This is a genomic window from Achromobacter sp., from assembly GCF_049647645.1.
GTDB lineage: Bacteria > Pseudomonadota > Gammaproteobacteria > Burkholderiales > Burkholderiaceae_B > Achromobacter.
The window spans coordinates 25952-45113 of the sequence record NZ_JBARYB010000110.1 but is presented as its reverse complement, the minus strand read 5'-3'; the positions used below and the strand labels follow the sequence as shown (position 1 = coordinate 45113).

The following is a 19162-nucleotide window of genomic DNA, read 5'->3' as shown; positions in this document are numbered from 1 at the left end:
GCCAAGGCGGCGGGCGCGGACGATTTGGCGGGCGCGCGCCTGGCCTCGTCGGGCGCCTGCGTGGCCTGCCACGCGGCCGATCGCAAGATGATCGGACCCAGCTACCGCGACGTGGCGGCCAAGTACGGCGGCAACGCCGACGCGCATGCGCTGCTGATGCAGAAGATCCGCAAGGGCGGCGGCGGCGTCTGGGGCGCCATGCCTATGCCGCCGAACCCGGCCGTCAGCGACGACGACCTGAAACGCATCGTGGACTGGATTCTGGCCGGCGCACCCGCGCCGGGTTGAAACCTTAGGGAGAGAGGAGACGGCTATGACGCAACAACACATCGATAGGCAGCGACGCAAGGTGGTCGGCCTGGGCACCGTGCTCAGCCTGGCCGTCGCGGCGGGCCTGCTGCGGCCCAGCCAGGCCTGGGCGGTGCAGGTCGACTGGAACAAGCAGGCCTTCGACGCCAAGAGCATGCAGGACGTGATCAAGGCGCTGGGCGGCGGCGACGCCGTCGCCAGCGACCAGATCACGCTGGTGGCGCCCGACATCGCCGAGAACGGCGCGGTGGTGCCGGTGGGGGCCGTCAGCAAGCTGCCCAACACCGAACAGATCTCCATCCTGGTCACCAAGAACCCGAATGCCCTGGCCGCCAGCTTCACATTGCCCGCGGGCACCGAGCCCGAGGTGGCGACGCGCGTGAAGATGGGCCAGACCTCGGACGTGTACGCCCTGGTCAAGGCCGACGGCAAGTACTACACCGCGCACAAGGAAATCAAGGTGACCCTGGGCGGCTGCGGCGGTTGAGCGGCGGATGCGATAAGAGCAATCAAGGAGACAGCACATGGAAGCAAGGCCGATGCGGATCCGCGCCGCGGAAAAAGACGGTGTGATCGAGGTGAAGGTCCTGATGAGCCACATCATGGAGACCGGGCAGCGCAAGGACGCCGAAGGCAAGGTGGTGCCGGCGCATTTCATCCAGGACGTGGTGGTGAAGAACGGCGACAAGGTGGTCCTTGCGGCGCAATGGGGGCCGGCCGTGTCGCGCGACCCGTTCCTGTCGTTCAAGTTCAAGGGCGGCGCCAAGGGCGACAAAGTCAGCGTGACGTGGAAGGACAGCGAAGGCGCAACCCGCACGGACACCACCACGGTGACCTAGCGTTTCGGATGTGTGAAGGAAGGCGGACAAACAATAAACGCCCGCCGGCGCGAATCGCCGGCAGGGCAACCGCGTGAGGAGACATACATGGATAGGAAACGCATGGCTGCCGCCTGTGCGCTGGCCGGCTTCGCGCTGGCCGGGGCGCAACCCGCCGCGGCCGCGACCGAGCAGGACACGGCGCAAGGCATCGCGCAATACCGCGAAATGCTGGCCGACGGCAATCCGGCCGAGCTGATCGAGATGGCGGGCGAGGACCTCTGGAAGGAAAGCCGCGGCCCGAAGAACGCCACGCTGGAAAAGTGCGACCTGGGCCAGGGCGCCGGCGTGGTCAAGGGCGCGTATGCGCAATTGCCGCGCTACTTCGAGGATGCCGGCCGCGTCATGGACCTGGAGAGCCGCCTGGTCTATTGCATGGTGCAGCTGCAAGGCCTGGAGGCCGCCGAGGTCACCAAGAAGCCCTTCTCGGGCGATGGGCAGTACTCCACCGATATCGAGGCGCTGGTGGCGTATGTGGCGGGCATGTCGCGCGGCATGAATATCGCCGTGCCGCAGAGCCATCCCAAGGAGCAGGCCGCATACGCGCGCGGCCGTGACATCTTCTACTACCGCGGCGGCCCCTACGATTTCTCCTGTGCTTCCTGCCACACCGGCGACAACAAGCGCATCCGGCTGCAGGACCTGCCCAACCTGACCAAGCAGGAGCCCGCGCGCGCGGCCTTTGCCAGCTGGCCGGCCTACCGTGTGTCGCAGGGCGCGCTGCGCTCCATGCAATGGCGCCTGCAGGACTGCTTCCGCCAGCAGCGCATGCCGTTGCTGAAGTACGGTTCGGACGCGTCGGTGGACCTGACCGTATTCCTGGGTGTCAACGCCAACGGCGGCCAGATGATGGCCCCGGCCATCAAGCGGTAAAGGGGGAATCATGCGCAAGATACGCACGACCTGGCCCGGCCTGGCGGCCTTGGGCCTGCTCCTGGCGGCGAATGCCGGAGCGCAACAGCCGGCGCCGAAAGCGTCGGTCGACCACCAGGCGCTGGTGGCGGAGCTGAAGGATTCATTCGTCGAGCGCGGCCTCGCCAAGCTGGACCGGATCGACCAGTCGCCCATGCAGCGGGCCTGCTCGATCGCCGAGGCAGGCGGCGAGATGCCGGCGGATACTGCCCTCAAGATCACCCAGGAGGCCGCAGCCAACGTCAAGCCGCCCGCCGACGGCAACTACATCGGCGATTGGAAGCAGGGCGAGAAAGTGGCGCAGAACGGCCGCGGCCTGCAGTTCTCGGATACGGCCAAGACGATCAACGGCGGCAACTGCTATGCCTGCCATCAGATGACCAAGGCCGAGATTTCGTTTGGCAACATCGGCCCGTCGCTCTATCAGTACGGCAAGCTGCGCGGCAATGGCAAGGAAATGGTCGCCTATACCTGGAACAAGATCTACGACTCGCACGCCACCATGCCCTGTTCCAACATGCCGCGCTTCGGCGCGGCGGGCATCCTGACGGAACAGCAGCTCAAGGACGTGATGGCGCTGCTGCTGGATCCGCAGTCCGCCGTCAATGACGACCAGGCCAAGCCTTGAGCGCTACCGCGCGCGGAGGACGCATGAACGCTGTTTCCAGATACGGCCGCCTGCTGCTGGCCGCGGGCATGTTGGCCGCGGCGGCGGCGCATGCCCAGGCGCCGCCCAAGGTGGGGGACAAGCTCGTGATGCCGGACGTGCAGCTGCTGGACGGCACCCGGCTGTCCGCCGCCGATTTTGCGGGCAAGCCGCTGGTGGTGGAGTACTGGGCCTCCTGGTGCCCCTACTGCGCGCGGCAGAATCCGCATCTGCAGAAGCTCACCGAGGCGGCCAGCGGCAAGGGCCTGCGCATCCTGACGGTCAGCATTGACAAGGATGAGCAGGCCGCGCGCGACTACATCGCCAAACATGGCTACACCTTCGGCGTAGCCATGGACAACGAGGCCCTGCGCGCAGTGTTCGGCAAGCGCCGCGTTATTCCCGAAATTTTCGTGCTGGACGCGAACGGCAAGCTGCTTGAAGCCATCCCTGGCGAGATGTTCGAGGAGGACGTGCTCGAACTGCTGCGCTACGCCACGCCGCGCTCCTGAGCGCTTCCTTCCCACTTTCACGGTTGGACCGATGATCAATCGACGCGAGTTTCTTCAGATGCTGGCGGTCGCCTCCGCGGGCGGCATGGGCCTGTCGCACCATCCGCGCGCGGCGGCGCAGGCGGCGCAGGCTTTCTATGACGCGCCCGCTTTCGGCAACGTGCATTTCCTGCATTTCACCGATTGCCATGCGCAGCTCATGCCGATTTACTTCCGCGAGCCCAGCGTCAACCTGGGCATCGGGCAGGCTGCGGGCCGCGCGCCGCATCTGGTGGGTGAACATCTGCTCAAGGCCTATGGCATCGCGCCGGGCTCGGCCCAGGCCTATGCATTCACCTGCCTGGACTTCGCCCAGGCCGCGGGGCAGTATGGCAAGGTCGGCGGCTTCGCCCACCTGGCGACGCTGATCAAGCGCCTGAAGGCCACGCGGCCGGGGGCGCTGCTGCTGGACGGCGGCGACACCTGGCAAGGGTCGGGCACCGCGCTCTGGACCCGCGGGCAGGACATGGTGGACGCCTGCCTGCTGCTGGGCGTGGACATGATGACGGCGCATTGGGAGTTCACGCTGGGCGCCGACCGCGTGCAGGAAGTGCTGGAGAAGGACCTGAAGGGCAAGGTCGAGTTCCTGGCGCAGAACGTCGAGACCAGCGACTTCGGCGACGCGGTGTTCGCTCCCTATTCCATGCGCGAAATGAACGGCGTGCCGCTGGCCGTGATCGGCCAGGCGTTTCCGTATACGCCCATCGCCAACCCGCGCTACATGGTGCCGGACTGGACCTTCGGCATCCAGGAGCAGCGGCTGCAGGAAACCATCGACGAGGTGCGCGGCAAGGGCGCCCAGGCCGTGGTGCTGCTGTCGCACAACGGCATGGACGTGGACCTGAAACTGGCATCCCGCGTGCGCGGGCTGGACGCGATCCTGGGCGGCCACACGCATGATGGCGTGCCCGCGCCGGTGACGGTGCAGAATGCCGGCGGCAAGACGCTGGTGACCAACGCCGGCAGCAACGGCAAATTCCTGGGCGTGCTGGATTTCGACGTGAAGGACGGCAAGGTCGCGGATTTCCGCTACACGCTGATGCCGGTGTTCGCTCAGTACCTGCCGGCAGATCCCGCCATGGCGGGGCTGCTGGAGCGCATCCGTGCGCCCTATGCGGAGAAACTGGCGCAGCCTTTGGCCACCACCGAGGAAACCCTATATCGGCGCGGTAATTTCAACGGCACCTTCGATCAGGTGATCCTGGATGCGCTGATGCAGGTCAAGGGCGCGGAGATCGCCTTTTCGCCCGGATTCCGCTGGGGCACCAGCCTGCTGCCGGGTCAGCCCATCACGATGGAGCACGTGCTGGACCAGACCGCCATCACCTATCCCCATACCACCGTGACGCAGATGAGCGGCGCCACCTTGAAGACCATCCTGGAAGACGTGGCCGACAATCTGTTCAACCCGGATCCGTACTACCAGCAGGGCGGCGACATGGTGCGCGTGGGAGGGTTGCAGTATTCGATCGATCCGGCCGGCGCCGCGGGCGCGCGCATCAGCGACATGCGCCTGGGCGACGCGCCTGTGCAGGCCGACAAGCAGTACAAGGTGGCAGGGTGGGCGCCCGTGGCGGAAGGGGCCACCGGCGAACCCGTATGGGATGTGGTGGCGGCCTACCTGCGCGACCGCAAGACGATATCGCAGGTAAGTCCCAACCAGCCCCAGGTCAAGGGCGCGGCCGGAAATCAGGGCTTGATGTAGGAATAGCCTTCCTGTTGCAGCCGGGTGATGCGGACCACGCCGGACGGCGTGAAGTCCGCTTCCATCACGAACGCGTCCTTGGCGAGCTTGCGGTTCTTGAGCGTGATCTCGCACACCTCGAAGATCACGCCGCGCGCGGCCAGCGCGGAGATCAGCGGACCGACCACGGCCGCGTCCTTGTAATCCGTCATCAGGAAGTCTACGCCGTCGGCATGGGCCACCAGTTTGATGGTGGTGTCAGGCGCCGTATCCAGATGGTTGCGCATGTTGCGCAGCGCGGAAAGCGCCTGCGAGGCGGAGTCGTTGACGTGATAAACGACCTTGTCCGCGGCCAGCGCGGCTCCTGCCGCGCCCATCAATGCCATGCCCAACACCAATGCCAGCAGCTTTTTAAACATACTTGCCTCCCCTGGGTGCGGCAGCCGTGCCGCGGCGCATGGCCATGATATCAGCGCATGCGCGCCATGGGGCAATGCTTGCGTGGTGTCAGGCCGCTTGCGGCGCATCGCCGCCCGGTGCGCTGCGGCCGCGCGGTTTGCCATAGAAGGTGCGCGCGCACAAAAAGGCGCTCACCGCGCCGGGCGCGGCGCCCACGGTCAAGGGAAATCCGAGGAGTTCCTGCCATGGCCTGTCGTGGATGCCAAAGCCGAGCAGGAAGACAAAGCCGTAGAGCGCGCCGATGGCCGCCATGCCGGCGCAGGCGAGCCAGGACGAGCGCGCCGGCCGTAGCGCCCCGGCCACCACGCCGCATAGCAAGGCGGGGACGAAGCCGAAGAGGTAGAACCAGGGCAATCCGTACAGCAGCATGAGCAGGGTTTCCGGATCCCGGGTGGCGAGCGTCAAACCCGTGATGACGCCAGCGCCGCCGATGGCGGGAGCGGCCACGCCAAAGAGGGCGCCGCCGGCGAGCAGATCGCTGCCGAGGCGCCGGCCGCTAGCGTCCGCCGCGCGCTGCCGCTTCCAGCGGTAAGCAATGGCGGCGAACACGCCTAGAAGCAGAATGCCGACCGAAATAATGGGATTCATCGCGTCATGCAGGATGTGGACGGGATACGCGGGTATGCTTTCGGCGGGGATGCCGGAGCATGTGGCGCAACAGGCCTGATGATACCGTGCCGGCCTGCTACCTCTACGCGCGTTGCGTCCGGGCTGGACGCAACGCCATCCTGCAGCCGCGCGGAACTCAGGTCTCGGCGTTGCCGGCGCGCGCGTCGGCGCTGCCAGTGTTGTCGGCGAGGGCGCTCGCCCGCGCGGCGTCGGCCTCGCCGGCCTCGCGCTGATCCGCCGAGCGCCGCATCAGCCGCTTGCTGACCATGGCGGCGACGAAGGCATTGCGTCGGGCCGCGTCGTAGCCGGGGTGGCTGAGTTCGCGGACATAGTCGTTGATTACCGGTTTCATGGATATTCTCTCGTCTTGGCGCCTGGCAAGGGCCGGGCGTGTTGGCTTGGTTCGGCGCGGACGGCATGCAGCAGGCGCGCCATGGTGATTTCGGTGCTGGTGTCGGCAACCGGGAACGCGCGGCTCCAGAGGCGCACGCGCTGGTCCGCCGCAGCGGCCGGAAACTGGACCACGAGGCGTAGCCGCCTCAGGAATGCGCTGTCCAGGTTGGACTTCAGGCCCGCGGCGCGTAGCGCCAGGCCGCGGTATGACTCCATGGGTTGCAGCAGATAGCTGACTTCGATATTGGCGTAGCGGTCGTGGCTGTCCCTGACGTCGGTGCGCTTGCCGAAAAGCGCGTCGGCTTCGTCGAAGAACAGGATGGCGCCGCTCTGTGCGACCGATTCGAACAGGCGGTTCAGGTTCTTCTCGGTCTCGGCGAGGTACCGGCTGACGATCTTCGACAAGTCGATGCGATGTAGCTCCAGTCCTGTCTCGCGCGCCAGCGCCTCGGCCGCTGCCGCGGCTTGGGCCAGCGCGCGCGGGCGGCTTTGGCTACCGGTGTCCCACAGCGCGAGGAGGCGCGATTCGACAGGAGCACTCATGGTCGCTGTCCTTGCGTCTGGCCGGCCCGCTGTTGGACGCGGATGACCACGAACTCGGCCGGCTTGAGCGGCGCGAATCCCACCAGGATGTTGACTACGCCACGATCGATGTCTTGCTGGGTGGTGGTTTCCCTATCGCACTTGACCAGATAGGCATCGCGCGGCGTGCTGCCCTGGAAGGCGCCCTGGCGGAATAGCGCGTTCATGAAAGCGCCGACGCTCAGCCTGATCTGCGCCCAGAGCGGTTCGTCGTTGGGTTCGAACGCGGCCCACTGCGTGCCGCGGGCAAGCGATTGCTCCAGGTGCAGCGCCAGCCGGCGCACCGGCACGTACTTGTATTCCGATGCGAAGTGGTCCGTGCCTTGCAAGGTCCGAGCGCCCCAGCAGACCGCGCCGCGTCCGGGGAAGGCGCGCAGGCAATTGACGCCCAGCGTATTCAGGTTGCGGCTCTCGTCGTCGCTGACCGTGGAGGCCAGGGAAAGGACGCCGGTGAGGCCGGCATCGATGCCGGCCGGCGCTTTCCAGACGCCGCGATTGCCGTCGGTACGCGCATACAGGCCGGCGATGGTGCCGCAGGGCGGGGTCAGGCGGGGCTGGCCGATTTTCAGCGGATCGGCGGTCCGGGTCCAGGGGAAATACACCGCGGCATGGTCTGACCTGGGCAGCGCCGTACCCATGACCGCCGCCGCCATGGAGGCTGCCTCTGCTGCCTCCTGCGGCGCATCGACGATCATGAAGGCGCGCCGCTCCTTGCAGTAGGACACCGCATCGGCAAGCACGCCGTCGTGCGTGACGCCGGGCAGGCATAGCAGGTTGAACGGATGGGCATGGTCCAGCGCGTAGAGGCCCAGGCGTTGAGGGCGCTGGCCGATGAAGGCGGCATGCATGTCTTGCGGTCCGTTCTGAGCAGGCAGGCCCACGCGCACGACCCAGGCCTCGGCGCCGCCGTTCAGAAAAAATTGGAGCACCGCGTAGCCGAGTTCGCAGTCATCAACCAGGCCGCCGAACTCGCGTTCGTAGTCGGCAAAACCCAGGATACGGACCGGTTGGTTGAGCGGTCCGCGCATGGCCGTGCCCAGAAACGCGGCAACCGAGGTCGGCACGCCTGCAACGGCGTGCACGCCTACGGGCATTTCCTGGATATACACCCCGGGATGATTCAGGGCTGTTGCCATGAATAGCTCCTTTCCACGGCTACTTGACGGCGTGTGCTTGCAGCAGGAAAGTCTTCGAGGGACGGCCGGGACGCCGCGGACAGAGGTCCGGGCCTGGGCGCAACGCGCGGGAGTGCCGGCGTGTGGCGGGCGTTGCGCCGCGCTTCTAGTTGGATTGCAGCGGAAAGGCAATCGGGCAAAAGTAGCAGCCCTGATGAGATGTTTTATAGAAGGTCTGATAAAAGCCGGCAATAGCTTTTCAGCGGTGTTAACGTTCTGTTGCTTATTCAGAAGCCGGCCCTGTCAGGACGCGTGGGAGGGGGCCGTCATACGCATGGCCCGTGGCGACGGCGCTGCGGGAAATCCGAGTGGCCGGGGGCCCGACTGGCGGCTGCGGCCCTCAACGAGGAGCGCAAGATGCATAGCCTGATCCGACTGTGGCGCGTGCGTGATTTCCCGGCAGCGCGGTCAGCGCCCGCAGGCCCGCCCGGGCGTCTTTCACATCTTGCACTCGCCTTTGCCCTAGCAGGCATGGCCGCCAGCGCAAGCCTGGCGCCGACCGCCGCGGCCCAAGCGCAAGAGCAGGGACAGAACCCGGCCCAGGCGGCGCCGCCCCAATCCGATGCCCAGGCGGAGGCCGCGCGTTCGCTGCAGTGGCCGCGCAGCTTCGAGGCCGCCGACGGCACGCGGGTGGAACTCTATCAACCGCAGATCGACACCTGGAGCGCCGATCGTATTTCGGGCCGCATGGCGGTGGCAGTCGGCGCGGCCAAGGGCAATCCGACCTACGGCGTGGCTGATTTTTCCGCCCGGGCCGAGGTCAACAAGCCGGCGGGCCTGGTGCATCTGTCGGACATCCGGATCGAGCGCGTGCAGGTGCCCACCGCGCCGCAGGAAGCCGACAAGCTGCGCAAGCAACTCGAAGCGCGCCTGCCAGCCAAGGGCGTGGTTACGCGGCTTGATGCGCTGCAACTCAGCTACACCCTGTCCCAGAACAATCCGGCCACGAAGACCGTCCCCGTGAACAATGCGCCGCCGCGCATCATCTACCGCACGGTGCCGACCGTGCTGGTGCTGATCGACGGTGAACCCGCCCTGGCCCAGGTGCCCGACGCGGCTGGCTGGCGCCGGGTGGTCAACACGCGCGCGCTGATGCTGGCCAATGGCGCGGGCCGCTATTTCCTGCAGGCCGCCGGCCATTGGTACGAAGCGGGCAACGCCGCCGGGCCGTGGACGGACCTCCCGCAGCCGCCTGCCGCATTGCTGGCAGCCGCCGACGCGGCGCGCCGCCAGACCGAGCCCGATCCCTTGATGCCGCATGGCGGCAAGGCGCCGCACCGGGCGCCCGCCATCGCAGTGTCCACCGCGCCGGCCGAGTTGCTGGTGACCGTGGGCCAGCCGGAAATGCGGCCGGTGCCGGGGACCTCGCTGCTGTCGGTGGCCAACGCCGATCACGCCTTGTTCATGAATCCCGGCGACAACCGCTACTACCTGCTGGTGTCCGGCCGCTGGTTCCGCGGCGCCAGCCTGGACGGCCCCTGGTCCTTCGTGCCGGGCAAGCAATTGCCCCGCGACTTTGCGCGGATCCCTGCCCACGATCCGCAATCGGGCGTGCTGGCTTCGGTGCCGGGCACGCCGCAGGCCAAGGAGGCGCTGATCGCCTCGACGATCCCGCAGACCGCCACGGTGTCGCGCAACGCGGCGAAGCTGCAGGTCGAATATGCCGGCGGCGAGCCGACGCTGCGACCCATCGAGGGTACGGCGCTGTACTACGCCGCCAATTCGCAGGTGCCGGTGATCCAGGCCGAGGGCCGTTACTACGCCTTGTCGCGTGCAGTCTGGTTCGTGTCGGACTCGCCCCGGGGGCCATGGCGCGTGGCCGACCATGTGCCGGCCGCCATCTACGCCATACCCGTGAGTTCGCCGCTGCACTACGTTACCTATGTGCAGGTGTACGGCTCCACCGCGCAGAGCGTGGTGTTCGGCTATACACCCGGCTACATGGGCGTGGTGGCCAGTCCGGACGGCACCGTGGTGTACGGCACGGGCTACGCCTACCCGCCGGTCATCGTGCAGGACACCTGGGTCGGCTATCCGCCCAGCTATGGCTACGACGCGGCCTTCGCCACCGCCACCGGTTTTGCATTCGGCTTCGTCGCCGGGGAGACCTGGGGTGGCGCCGCGCCCTATTGGGGGCCCTATTGGGGCGCGCCCTACTGGGGCGGCGTCAACGTCAACCAGGTGGACGTCTATGGCGCCTGGGGCGGTTCCGGCGTGGTCACGCATGCGGCCGGCTGGAACGGCTGGACCGGCACCGAATGGCAAGGCACCCACGCCGAGGGCTATAACCCGCAGACCGGCGCGGCCTTCGAAGGCACGCGCGGCGCCGCTTACAACGAGTACACCGGCAATGCGGCCGCCGGGCGCCGCGACGCCTACACCAACCCCACGACGGGCGCCTCGGGCGCGGGCCGCGCGGGCGTGGTCGCCAACGATGACGGCCAATGGGCGGCGGGCCGCCAGGATGCGCGCACCAATACCAACACCGGCCGCACCACTATCTCTTCCGCCACGGCCACCGGCACGGCCGGCGAGGGGGCCAGCAGCGTGGACCGGCGCGGCGCCACCTACGACCGCAACACGGACAGCGGCATGGCATGGAACAACGGCAACGTGTATGCCGACCACAACGGCAATGTCTACGAGCACAACGACAATGGCTGGCAGCAGCACACCAGCTCGGGCTGGCAACCGGTGCAGCCCAGCGCCCAGTCCGGCAGCAACTACCTCAACGGCCAACGCCAGGCGCGCGACTATTCCAGCGAGCGCAGCGGCGGCATGGACGGCGGCGGCTGGCAGGATCGCGGCATGCAGGGCGGAGGCTGGCGCGACCGCGGCATGGGCGGCGCGGAAGGCGGCGGCTGGCAGGGACGCGGCATGGGCGGACGGGGTGGCGCGGGCGGCGGCTTCGGCGGATTCCATGGGGGAGGATTCCGCCGCTGAGCATGGCGCCGCAGGGCCGACTGGGACGGAAAGGGGGGCGATGCAGCCGCGGGCCGGTCCTCCATGCCGGCCGCATTTGCGCCTTCCCGCCGCTGCGGACTAGACTGGCCGCTTCCCCAACACTCACGCATTTCGCCATGGCGCTGCATAGCTGGCTCATCTACCTGGTCGCGGTCATCGGGTTGTCCGTCACCCCCGGACCGAACACCCTGCTTGCGCTGACGCACGGCGCCTTGCACGGGCACCGCAAGGCGCTATGCACCATCGCCGGCGGCGCGGTCGGCTTCGTCGCGCTGATCGCCTTGTCGATGCTGGGAATCAGCGCCCTGCTCAAGGCTTGGGGGCCAGCGCTGACCGTGCTGAAGTGGGCGGGCGGGGCCTATCTGATCTGGCTGGGCATCCAACTCTGGCGCTCGCCGGGCGTGCAGTTGCAGCCCGCTCCGGACATGCCGCGCGTACGTGGCATGCGCATGTTCAGCCAGGGTCTCCTGTCCGCGATCTCCAATCCCAAGGCGCTGCTGTTCTACGGCGCCTTCCTGCCGCAGTTCATCGATCCGGCCCGCAGCCTGTACACGCAGTTCGCGATCATGGCCGGGACATTCGTGGTGGTGGAGTTTCTGGTCGAGTACGTGCTGGCGCGGCTGGCGCATCGAGTGCGTCCCTGGCTGGAGCGCTCCGGCCGGCGCTTCAACAAGGTGTGCGGCGGCTTGTTCGCGGCCATGGGCGCGGCGCTGCCGGGGTCTTGATCTGCGCTGCGGGCCTATCTGCCCGCATCTCGTTCCAGCCTGGCCTGGATTTCCTGGACCGCGGTTTTCAGAACCTTCACCTTCGCGTCCAGCGGCGTGCCGCTGAGGCGATGCTTCAGGGCGGAAATGCTCAAGGCGCCGACAGGCCGCCCCATCGCGCCCAGGATGGGCATTGCGACGGCGCGCACGTCATCGACTTCCAGCACGTCATTGAGCAGATAGCCGTCCTGACGGGCCCGGCCGATGCGTTGCCACATGCCTTCCAGATTGAAGTTCGGGAACTGCTGCATGGTTCGCTCGCGATTGGCGAGCAAGATGCGTTCGATCTCATCGTCAGGCAAGGCGCTGAGGTAAGCCTGCGCACTGGCGCCGATATTGAGTGGGCGGCGGCGGCCAACATCCAGGACGAAGACCTTGATGGGGTAGGCGCCCTCGGCCCGAGCGATACACACGCCGTCCAGGCCCGACCGAATGGTGAGGAAGATGGTATCGCCGGTTTCATGGGCGACGCGCTGCAAAAAGGGTTGGCAGATGTCGCGCAGATCGTGCGGAGGCGATGCCGCCACGCCCATTTCGTAAACGAGCCCGCCCAGGAAATAGCGCTTTGATTTTTCGTCCTGGCGGATGAAGCCTTCGGCTACCAGCGCCTGGAGAATGCGATGGGTGGTCGGGCGGGTGAGGCCGACGCTCTGGTACAGGTCGACTAGACGCATGCCGGTACGCTGGTGAGTGGTGATAAGGCGCAGCAGCGTTGCGCAACGGTGGATGGTCTGGGTGCCGCTCTTGCCACTTTCCTGATCGTCGCTCATAAAATCTCGCTATATGGACCTTTTGTGTGGTCTTTCCAGCTCATTCCGGATAATTTGTCTGGGAGGGAGCTTATCTGACTCTACATCGATAGTCCACATATAGGGAGATTTTGGAGGTGGCAGATTTGAACGGAAAGGGCACGGCTGGGGTCGCGGCAATTGCCGGCGTGGGCCATACGGATTGGGTCGAGGATTACCGGCGGGTGCGCAAAGGCGAGAAGCCGTTCGATTCCTACGGCTACGCGACGCTGGCTTTCAAGCGCGCCTTGGACGATGCGGGCTTGCGGCGCGAGGATATCGACGGCCTGATCGTCGGACCGACGACCGCCTATGAACGCATGGGTGAAGTGCTGAACATCGATCCGCGCTGGGGCGGGCAGGCGGATGCCGTGCAGGCGGTGTTCCAGGCGGTGATGGCGATCAAGTCGGGATTGGCAGAGGTGGTGGCGCTGGTCTACGGCAATGACCAGCGTTCGGCCGCGGTGCAGTATGGCGGTCCGGAGGCCATGGGGGGCGGGGCCTTTCTGTCTTACGTTTATCACAGCCCCTGGGGGCTGACCTCGCAGGGCGCGTTGTATGCGTTGATGTTCCAGCGCTACAAGGAACTGTGGCAGGCCAGCGAGCGCGATCTGGGCCAGGTCGCGGTGGGCCAGCGCCAGTGGGCCAGCCTCAATCCGAACGCGATCATGCGCAAGCCGATCACGCTGGACGACTATATGGCGGCCGACTACATCGCGCAGCCACTGCGCCTGAACGACTACTGCCTGATCAATGACGGCGGGGTGGCGCTGATCGTGATGGAGGCCAGCCGGGCGCGCAAGACCGCTGCGCAGCCGGTGTTCATCGAAGGGATGGGCCGCTCCGACCTGAACCACCACGCGACCAGCCTGGGGCCGCGCCTGATGGACTTCTATCGTCCGGCGCAGCAGCGCACGGCCGAGCAGGTCTACGCAGCCGCGGGTGTGGGGCCCAAGGATATCGACGCTTTGCTGGTGTACGACAGCTTCAGCCCGCACATCCTGTTTGCGCTGGAAGGTTTCGGCTTTTGCGGACAGGGAGAGGCGGGACGCTTCATCGCCGAGCAGGGTATCGGGGTGGGCGGCAAGCTGCCGGTCAATACCAGCGGCGGGCATTTGTCCGAGTCCTATATGCAGGGCTGGAATCACCAGGTGGAGGCCGTGCGGCAGTTGCGCGGAGGCCTGGGCGAACGCCAGGTGCCGGATTGCCGGCATGTGCAGTACGTCTCTGACGTGGCTGGCAAAGCCATGTCGATCATCTACGGCCGATAAACATTCTTGCCAGGAACCAAATCATGAGCGCAACGCCCCGCCTGTATTCGCCCTATGACGCGCCAATGTGGGAGAGCATCAACCAGGAACAGATGCGCCTGCAGCGCTGTCCCGAAAACGGCGTTTTCCGCTATCCGCCCGGACCCGCCTGCCCGGAATCGCTAAGCCTGGACTACGAGTGGGCACCGATTTCGGGGAAGGCGAAAATCCTTTCATGGACGGTGTTCCATCGCAAGTACCTGCCCGCCTATCCAGCGCCCCACGTGGTCGTGGCGGTGCAACTGGAAGAAGGCCCGATCATGGTCTCGTACATGGATCATGGCGAGTTGGACGGCATCAAGCTGGATGCCGAGGTGCGCATGGTCTATGCCCATCATCCCGACGGCTATCGGGTACCCAAGTTCGAGCTGGCTGCCTGAGCGGGATGAGGCCGGTGGGGCGAATACCCTGCCGGCCTCGGATCGGGCGCCGGTCAGGCGCCGGGCAGCAAGGCCATCAATCTCCTGACGGGCAACCGCTCCAGCCGCAAGGCTTGGTCGAAGAAGGCTTCCCCGTCGGCAGGGCGGACGCCGCCGTGCTGCAGGCAGTCCCGCCATTTTTCGCGCAAGGCTTCCTCGCTCAAGGGAAGTTCCTTGGATCCGCGCAATTGGCGGACTTCCTTTTTCAGCGTCTGCCCGCTGCGCAGGCGCACCAGCAGTCGGTTCCAGCGAACAGTGGAGGGCTGCTCGTCTTCATGGCGGGTAATGCGTGGCATCAAGTCCTGGATCTCGGGTCGCTGCACCGCCTGGTCGGTGAAGCTGGCGAAGTTGATCTTGCCATCGAGTAGCGCAGCGGATATCGCATAAGGCATGCTGAACTTGGCCTCGAGGCCAGTGCCAGGCCGATCATGGATGAGCGGAACCATGCCCCGATGGTTAGACACGATATGCACGGATTCAACGTCCTGTGCGGTGAGCCGGTGTTCGCGCCTGAGATCGAGGATGCCGTCCAGGCTGCGGTGCGTGGCATAGCACAAGGGGTATTTTTTGATTTCGATGCCGCTGCTGGCGAGTTCGGGCGGCTCGGAGCCCAGCCCCGCCAGTACCGGCGCCAGAGGTTCGTCCTGGCCGTACAGGCGCATGAAGCCCTGCGGCCCATCCAGCGCGTCGATGGCGGCGTCCATGCCCAGCTCGGCCAGCAGGGCTGCGCGTAAACCCGAGGCGGCGCAATGTCCGGCCTGGAAGGACTTGGCCATGGTGCCGAAATTGCCGCGAGTGCCTGCCGCTTGGCCCACGGCGATGCCAATGGCGTGCACGGTCTGCCTTTCGCTCAGATTCAGCAGGCGGGCGCAGGCTACTCCCGAGGCCACGGTCCCTAGCGTGGTGGTGGCGTGCCAGCCCTTGGCGTAGTGCTCGTGCGCCATGGCGCGCGCCAGTTTCACAATGATTTCGAAACCGACGGCATAGGCGTCGACCAGTTGCGCGCCCGAAAGGCCGCGCGCCTGGGCCAGCGCCACCAACGGCGGAAGCAAGGCGATGCTGGGATGGCCGCGTAACGGCGAGCTGACGTCGTCGTAATCCAGGACGTGTCCCGCAACGCCGTTGCAGAAGGCTGCGGCTTCGGGCGAGAGCATTTCCCGCCTGCCCCAGACTTGCGCCTCGGCCGCGCCGCCGGTGGAGGCTCCGTACTTCAGGGCGATGGCGGACACCGGTTCGAGACGGCCGGCGATGGCGACGCCCGCGGTATCGATCAGGGCGCGGCCGACTTCCCGCGAGAGGTAGGCATAGGTTCCCGCCGCGGCTGGCGCGGCGGCATAGCGGGCAATGGCGATTGCGGCGGTAGTCATGAAAGTTTCCTGGGAATAGGGCAGCTCTGGGAACCGCGGATCTGCGGTGGTCAGAGCGCCTGGCGCAGCACGGCGGCAAGGCGATCCCGGTGCCGGGAAAGTTCCCGATGTCGGTCCGCATTGAAGTTGAACATCGCGGCATCGATAACCGCAGCCATGCCGTCGGCCGGCACGGCGAGTTCGCTCAGCCGTTCCGGCAGGCCCAATGGTCGCAACAGGACGCCGATGGCATCGACCAGCCGCGCGGGATCGGCGGCGGCCGCTGCCGGCAGGCCGAGCATGGCGCTCATTTCCCGCACGGCCTCCGGGCACAGGTCACCAAAGCAGGCGATGGCGGGGCCGGTCAGGATGGCGTGGGTGGCGCCTTGGTCCAGATGGGAATAGCGGTTGAACAGGGCTGCGCCCAGGGCATAGACCGCCCGCGCGATCCAATGGGCGTCGAAGGGGCGGCCGCCGTCGTCTTCGTCGCGGTTTTGCAGCAGGGCGGCGGCGCACATGTCCAGCCGGGCTGCAGCGTCGCGCGGATCGCGCAGCCGAGGCAGCGCCTGGCGTGCCAGCGCCAACGCATGCAGCCGCGATGCCTGCACCAGCGGATTGGCGCCGCGGATCGCGCCTGCGTTCATGAGCGCGCGCCAGAAAACGGCAACTCCGGTGGATACCGCCAGCGATGGCGGCGCCGTCAGCAGCGCCTCGCTGTCCCAGAAGATGGCGGCGGGACGAGTCTTGGGGTCGTAGAACTCCAGGCGGGCGCCGCCATCGGCGGCCCGTAGGGCGGCGCCGGACCGGTTCTGGGCCGAGGTGGCCGCCGTCAGCACATTGATGAGCGGAAGCTTGGGCTTGAGCAGCCGCGGACTCGCGGGCGGCATTCCTTCGGCGTAATGCGTCGCCAGGTCGAGCGGATCGCCGGATTCCGCAAGCAGGATGGCGACCACGCGCGCCGCCTTCAGCACGCTGCCGGCGCCTGCCGCGATCAGCAGATCAGCCTTGCAGGCGCGCGCGGCGGTGACGGCGGCAAGCACATCCTCCAGCGGCGCATCCTTGCCGATGCGCGTGTAGGCGCCCGCGCAGGATGCTCCCAGAAGCTCTTGCAGCCTGCGCAACAAGGAGGTGCGTGTTGCCACGCTCTGGCCGCACAGGATGAAGGCGCGCCGGGCGTTCAGCCTGCCGAGCTCCCGCGGCAAGTGCGCCAACGCATCGGGGCCCGCGTGCAGGCGCAAGGCATGGGAAATCGAGCTGTAGGAGTCCATGTCGCTGTGGCCTCTGCGCAGGCCTTCATGCGGACGGCAGGCCATTGCGCAGCAGGTCCCGCGCAATGATCCACCGGTGCACTTCGCTCGGTCCTTCCACGATGCGCATGACACGGCACATGCGCGAGATATATTCCAGCGGCAGTTCCTTGGACACGCCCATGCCGCCGAACAGCTGGATGGCGCGATCGACCACGCGCGTGATCATCTCCGTGCCTTGCACTTTCACCAGCGATCCGTCGCGGCGTACGTCGGCATCCCCCTGATCCATTTTCCATGCCATGCGATAGACCATCAGCCGCAGCATCTCGATTTCCTGGTAGCTGTCGGCGATCCACCACTGGACAGCCTGGCGGTCGGCCAGTGGGGCGCCGAACGTGTGGCGCGTATTGGCCTGCTCGATCATCATCTCCAGGCAGCGCGTGGCCAGGCCCAGGCAACGCGAGGCGATTTCCAGGCGCCGCACGCCCAGTCGCTTGGAGATCGGGGCGAATCCGCCTCCCACTTCGCCCAGCACCTGGCTGTCGTCGAGTTCGACGTTGTCCAGCACCACTTCATAGGGATGGTATTCGCCGATCATGGGAAAGGAGGTGGGAATGGTCAGTCCCGGCGTACCCTTGTCGACCAGAAATGCGGTGTAGGCGCCGCTTTTGCCCGCAGCGGGATCGGTCAGCGCCATCACAATCATGAAATCCGAACGGCGCGCGTTGCTGATCCAGAGCTTGGTGCCATTGAGCAGCCACTTGCCGTTCTTGCGCTCCGCTCGCGTCTTGATGGCGGCCGCGTCCGATCCGGCGCCCGGCTCCGACAGGGCCAGGCAGCTCTTCTTCTCGCCGCGAGAATAGGGCAGCAGGTAGCGGTCGACCTGATCGCCGCGGCACAGTTCCTTGAGCAAGAAAAGGTTGGGGCTCTCCGGAGGGAGGACGAAAGGCACGATACTGTGCTTGAGCTGTTCCACGACCAGGCATTTGGTCAGCATGCCGAGATCCTGGCCGCCGAACTCCTCGGGAACGTCGATACCCCACAAGCCGATGCTCTTGGCCTTGTCCTGCAAGGCGGCTTCGAGCTCCGGAGGAATGATGGGCGTATCGCTGAAGCCGCGCTCGGATTCGCGGCGGATGATCAGCGCTTCGTGCGGAATCAGTTCTTCCTTGACGAAGCGGGCGACGGTGTCCCGGACCATGCGGGACTCTTCGGGCAACTCGAAATCCATGGGTTCCTCTTCTTGCTGGATTGCCGTGATCGGCGTTCGTGATTGGGAGCGGCGCCTGTTGCGGCGCACTCACTGTTGCATTGCGGCGGATTCAGCGGCCGCGATAGATGGGTGCGCGTTTTTCCTGGAAGGCCAAGCGGCCTTCTATACGGTCTTCCGTATCGCGCAGCAGCCCGAACACATAGCGTTCGGCGTCGATGGCAGCAGGCAGCGGCATGTCCAGGCCGCTGTGGACCAGGCGCTTGATGGCGCGTACCGACAGGGGCGCGTTGTCCGCGATCCGCGTTCCAATCTCGAGCGCCGTGGGTAGCAGGTCGGCCTGCGGCACTACCTTGCTCACCAGGCCGATGCGCAGCGCTTCAGCCGCGTCGACGCGATCGCCGGTGAGCAGCATGAGCATGGCGTTGGAAGTGCCGATGGCGCGTGGCAGCCGTTGCGTGCCACCGGCACCCGGGATGCTGCCCAGCCGGACTTCGGACAGCGCGAACTGCGCGTTCTGGGACGCGATGCGGATATCACAGGCCAGGGCCAGCTCCAGGCCGCCGCCCATTGCATAGCCGTTGATGGCGCAGATCAGCGGCTTGTCGGTGTCCAGGTCCGCCAACAGGTGATCGGAGCTGGCCTGGCCGAAGGCCAGCTGCGCGAAGCTCTCTTTCGGCGGCATGGTCTTCTTCAGGTCCGAACCGGTGCAAAAGGCCTTCTCGCCCGCGCCGGTCAGCACCGCGACGCGGATGTCGTCGTCTTCCTTGATCCGGCGCCAGGCGGCGCGTAATTCCGCGCGCGTCTCCGGGTCGATGCTGTTCATGGCCTCGGGACGGTTCAGTGTGATGGTCGCCACGTGGTTTGCTACGTCAATGAGCAGTGCCATTTCGGCTCTCCTGCAATTTCAGGT

General features: G+C 66.5%; 21 protein-coding genes. 11 read left to right on the top strand and 10 right to left on the bottom strand.

The window, feature by feature from the left end; all coding sequences use genetic code 11:
- The 7 genes from WBB14_RS13525 to soxB all read left to right on the top strand — a co-directional run.
- Window positions 1–288: c-type cytochrome (locus tag WBB14_RS13525; protein WP_424240281.1), on the top strand; the 288-nt coding region annotated here is incomplete at its 5' end.
- Between the two features lie 40 nt (window positions 289–328).
- Complete coding sequence (gene soxY, locus WBB14_RS13520) at window positions 329–796, top strand: thiosulfate oxidation carrier protein SoxY (protein WP_424240284.1); 468 nt, start codon at window positions 329–331, stop codon at window positions 794–796.
- Window positions 797–833: 37 nt separating this feature from the next.
- Complete coding sequence (soxZ, locus tag WBB14_RS13515; protein ID WP_013396030.1) at window positions 834–1148, top strand: thiosulfate oxidation carrier complex protein SoxZ; 315 nt, start codon at window positions 834–836, stop codon at window positions 1146–1148.
- Window positions 1149–1235: 87 nt separating this feature from the next.
- Window positions 1236–2060 (top strand): sulfur oxidation c-type cytochrome SoxA, encoded by an 825-nt coding sequence (soxA, locus tag WBB14_RS13510; protein ID WP_424240280.1) that lies wholly within the window; start codon window positions 1236–1238, stop codon window positions 2058–2060.
- A 10-nt stretch (window positions 2061–2070) separates the two neighbouring features.
- Window positions 2071–2727 (top strand): sulfur oxidation c-type cytochrome SoxX, encoded by a 657-nt coding sequence (gene soxX / locus WBB14_RS13505; protein WP_424240279.1) that lies wholly within the window; start codon window positions 2071–2073, stop codon window positions 2725–2727.
- 23 nt (window positions 2728–2750) lie between these two features.
- Entirely contained in the window at window positions 2751–3257 is a 507-nt protein-coding gene (locus tag WBB14_RS13500) for a TlpA family protein disulfide reductase (protein WP_424240278.1), read from the top strand.
- A 34-nt stretch (window positions 3258–3291) separates the two neighbouring features.
- Window positions 3292–5001, top strand: a complete 1710-nt coding sequence (gene soxB / locus WBB14_RS13495) for a thiosulfohydrolase SoxB (RefSeq protein WP_424240283.1) — start codon at window positions 3292–3294, stop codon at window positions 4999–5001.
- On the opposite strand, the gene WBB14_RS13490 is transcribed toward soxB, so the two are convergent.
- From WBB14_RS13490 to WBB14_RS13470, 5 genes are all read right to left on the bottom strand, one after another.
- Window positions 4986–5399, bottom strand: a complete 414-nt coding sequence (locus WBB14_RS13490; RefSeq protein WP_424240277.1) for a DsrE family protein — start codon at window positions 5397–5399, stop codon at window positions 4986–4988. The two genes, soxB and WBB14_RS13490, sit on opposite strands and share 16 nt — an antisense overlap.
- An 88-nt stretch (window positions 5400–5487) precedes the next feature.
- Window positions 5488–6027 carry a hypothetical protein gene (locus WBB14_RS13485; protein WP_424240276.1) on the bottom strand — a complete coding sequence of 180 codons (540 nt, stop codon included), beginning with the start codon at window positions 6025–6027 and terminating at the stop codon, window positions 5488–5490.
- Window positions 6028–6184: 157 nt separating this feature from the next.
- On the bottom strand, window positions 6185–6400 hold the full coding sequence (locus WBB14_RS13480) for a hypothetical protein (protein ID WP_424240275.1): 216 nt from the start codon (window positions 6398–6400) through the stop codon (window positions 6185–6187).
- Window positions 6397–6984, bottom strand: a complete 588-nt coding sequence (locus WBB14_RS13475; protein ID WP_424240274.1) for an AAA family ATPase — start codon at window positions 6982–6984, stop codon at window positions 6397–6399. Before WBB14_RS13475 ends, WBB14_RS13480 begins: the two co-directional genes overlap by 4 nt.
- Window positions 6981–8159 carry a phage tail sheath family protein gene (locus WBB14_RS13470; protein ID WP_424240273.1) on the bottom strand — a complete coding sequence of 393 codons (1179 nt, stop codon included), beginning with the start codon at window positions 8157–8159 and terminating at the stop codon, window positions 6981–6983. The genes WBB14_RS13475 and WBB14_RS13470 overlap by 4 nt, the downstream gene beginning before the upstream one ends.
- Window positions 8160–8669: 510 nt before the next feature.
- On the opposite strand from WBB14_RS13470, the gene WBB14_RS13465 reads away from it, so the two are divergent.
- Together WBB14_RS13465 and WBB14_RS13460 are read left to right on the top strand one after the other, a co-directional pair.
- Window positions 8670–11141 carry a carbohydrate-binding family V/XII gene (locus WBB14_RS13465; protein ID WP_424240272.1) on the top strand — a complete coding sequence of 824 codons (2472 nt, stop codon included), beginning with the start codon at window positions 8670–8672 and terminating at the stop codon, window positions 11139–11141.
- Between the two features lie 137 nt (window positions 11142–11278).
- Window positions 11279–11887 (top strand): LysE family translocator, encoded by a 609-nt coding sequence (locus WBB14_RS13460; protein WP_424240271.1) that lies wholly within the window; start codon window positions 11279–11281, stop codon window positions 11885–11887.
- Between the two features lie 14 nt (window positions 11888–11901).
- On the opposite strand, the gene WBB14_RS13455 is transcribed toward WBB14_RS13460, so the two are convergent.
- Complete coding sequence (locus WBB14_RS13455; protein WP_424240270.1) at window positions 11902–12696, bottom strand: IclR family transcriptional regulator; 795 nt, start codon at window positions 12694–12696, stop codon at window positions 11902–11904.
- A 116-nt stretch (window positions 12697–12812) separates the two neighbouring features.
- Here WBB14_RS13455 and WBB14_RS13450 point away from each other — a divergent pair, with 116 nt between their 5' ends.
- On the top strand, window positions 12813–13985 hold the full coding sequence (locus tag WBB14_RS13450; protein ID WP_424240269.1) for a thiolase family protein: 1173 nt from the start codon (window positions 12813–12815) through the stop codon (window positions 13983–13985).
- Between the two features lie 23 nt (window positions 13986–14008).
- Complete coding sequence (locus WBB14_RS13445) at window positions 14009–14404, top strand: Zn-ribbon domain-containing OB-fold protein (RefSeq protein WP_424240268.1); 396 nt, start codon at window positions 14009–14011, stop codon at window positions 14402–14404.
- Between the two features lie 53 nt (window positions 14405–14457).
- On the opposite strand, the gene WBB14_RS13440 is transcribed toward WBB14_RS13445, so the two are convergent.
- The 4 genes from WBB14_RS13440 to WBB14_RS13425 form a co-directional block, all read right to left on the bottom strand.
- On the bottom strand, window positions 14458–15810 hold the full coding sequence (locus tag WBB14_RS13440) for an MmgE/PrpD family protein (RefSeq protein WP_424240267.1): 1353 nt from the start codon (window positions 15808–15810) through the stop codon (window positions 14458–14460).
- Window positions 15811–15860: 50 nt separating this feature from the next.
- Window positions 15861–17057, bottom strand: coding sequence for an iron-containing alcohol dehydrogenase (locus WBB14_RS13435; RefSeq protein ID WP_424240266.1), 1197 nt, complete (start codon window positions 17055–17057; stop codon window positions 15861–15863).
- A gap of 25 nt (window positions 17058–17082) precedes the next feature.
- Window positions 17083–18270: an acyl-CoA dehydrogenase family protein gene (locus WBB14_RS13430; protein ID WP_424240265.1), complete on the bottom strand. Its 1188-nt coding sequence runs from the start codon at window positions 18268–18270 to the stop codon at window positions 17083–17085.
- Between the two features lie 91 nt (window positions 18271–18361).
- The gene (locus WBB14_RS13425; RefSeq protein ID WP_424240264.1) at window positions 18362–19138 is read right to left on the bottom strand and encodes an enoyl-CoA hydratase/isomerase family protein; all 777 of its coding nucleotides are present in this window, start codon (window positions 19136–19138) and stop codon (window positions 18362–18364) included.
- Between the last annotated feature and the right edge of the window lie 24 nt (window positions 19139–19162).

Bases quoted from the DNA above. Each gene is read 5' to 3' on its own strand.
- soxZ (WP_013396030.1), top strand. From the start codon at position 834: ATGGAAGCAAGGCCGATGCGGATCCGCGCCGCGGAAAAAGACGGTGTG.
- soxA (WP_424240280.1), top strand. From the start codon at position 1,236: ATGGATAGGAAACGCATGGCTGCCGCCTGTGCGCTGGCCGGCTTCGCG.
- soxX (WP_424240279.1), top strand. From the start codon at position 2,071: ATGCGCAAGATACGCACGACCTGGCCCGGCCTGGCGGCCTTGGGCCTG.
- WBB14_RS13500 (WP_424240278.1), top strand. From the start codon at position 2,751: ATGAACGCTGTTTCCAGATACGGCCGCCTGCTGCTGGCCGCGGGCATG.
- WBB14_RS13490 (WP_424240277.1), bottom strand. From the start codon at position 5,399: ATGTTTAAAAAGCTGCTGGCATTGGTGTTGGGCATGGCATTGATGGGC.
- WBB14_RS13485 (WP_424240276.1), bottom strand. From the start codon at position 6,027: ATGAATCCCATTATTTCGGTCGGCATTCTGCTTCTAGGCGTGTTCGCC.
- WBB14_RS13480 (WP_424240275.1), bottom strand. From the start codon at position 6,400: ATGAAACCGGTAATCAACGACTATGTCCGCGAACTCAGCCACCCCGGC.
- WBB14_RS13475 (WP_424240274.1), bottom strand. From the start codon at position 6,984: ATGAGTGCTCCTGTCGAATCGCGCCTCCTCGCGCTGTGGGACACCGGT.
- WBB14_RS13470 (WP_424240273.1), bottom strand. From the start codon at position 8,159: ATGGCAACAGCCCTGAATCATCCCGGGGTGTATATCCAGGAAATGCCC.
- WBB14_RS13465 (WP_424240272.1), top strand. From the start codon at position 8,670: ATGGCCGCCAGCGCAAGCCTGGCGCCGACCGCCGCGGCCCAAGCGCAA.
- WBB14_RS13460 (WP_424240271.1), top strand. From the start codon at position 11,279: ATGGCGCTGCATAGCTGGCTCATCTACCTGGTCGCGGTCATCGGGTTG.
- WBB14_RS13455 (WP_424240270.1), bottom strand. From the start codon at position 12,696: ATGAGCGACGATCAGGAAAGTGGCAAGAGCGGCACCCAGACCATCCAC.
- WBB14_RS13445 (WP_424240268.1), top strand. From the start codon at position 14,009: ATGAGCGCAACGCCCCGCCTGTATTCGCCCTATGACGCGCCAATGTGG.
- WBB14_RS13440 (WP_424240267.1), bottom strand. From the start codon at position 15,810: ATGACTACCGCCGCAATCGCCATTGCCCGCTATGCCGCCGCGCCAGCC.
- WBB14_RS13435 (WP_424240266.1), bottom strand. From the start codon at position 17,057: ATGGACTCCTACAGCTCGATTTCCCATGCCTTGCGCCTGCACGCGGGC.
- WBB14_RS13430 (WP_424240265.1), bottom strand. From the start codon at position 18,270: ATGGATTTCGAGTTGCCCGAAGAGTCCCGCATGGTCCGGGACACCGTC.
- WBB14_RS13425 (WP_424240264.1), bottom strand. From the start codon at position 19,138: ATGGCACTGCTCATTGACGTAGCAAACCACGTGGCGACCATCACACTG.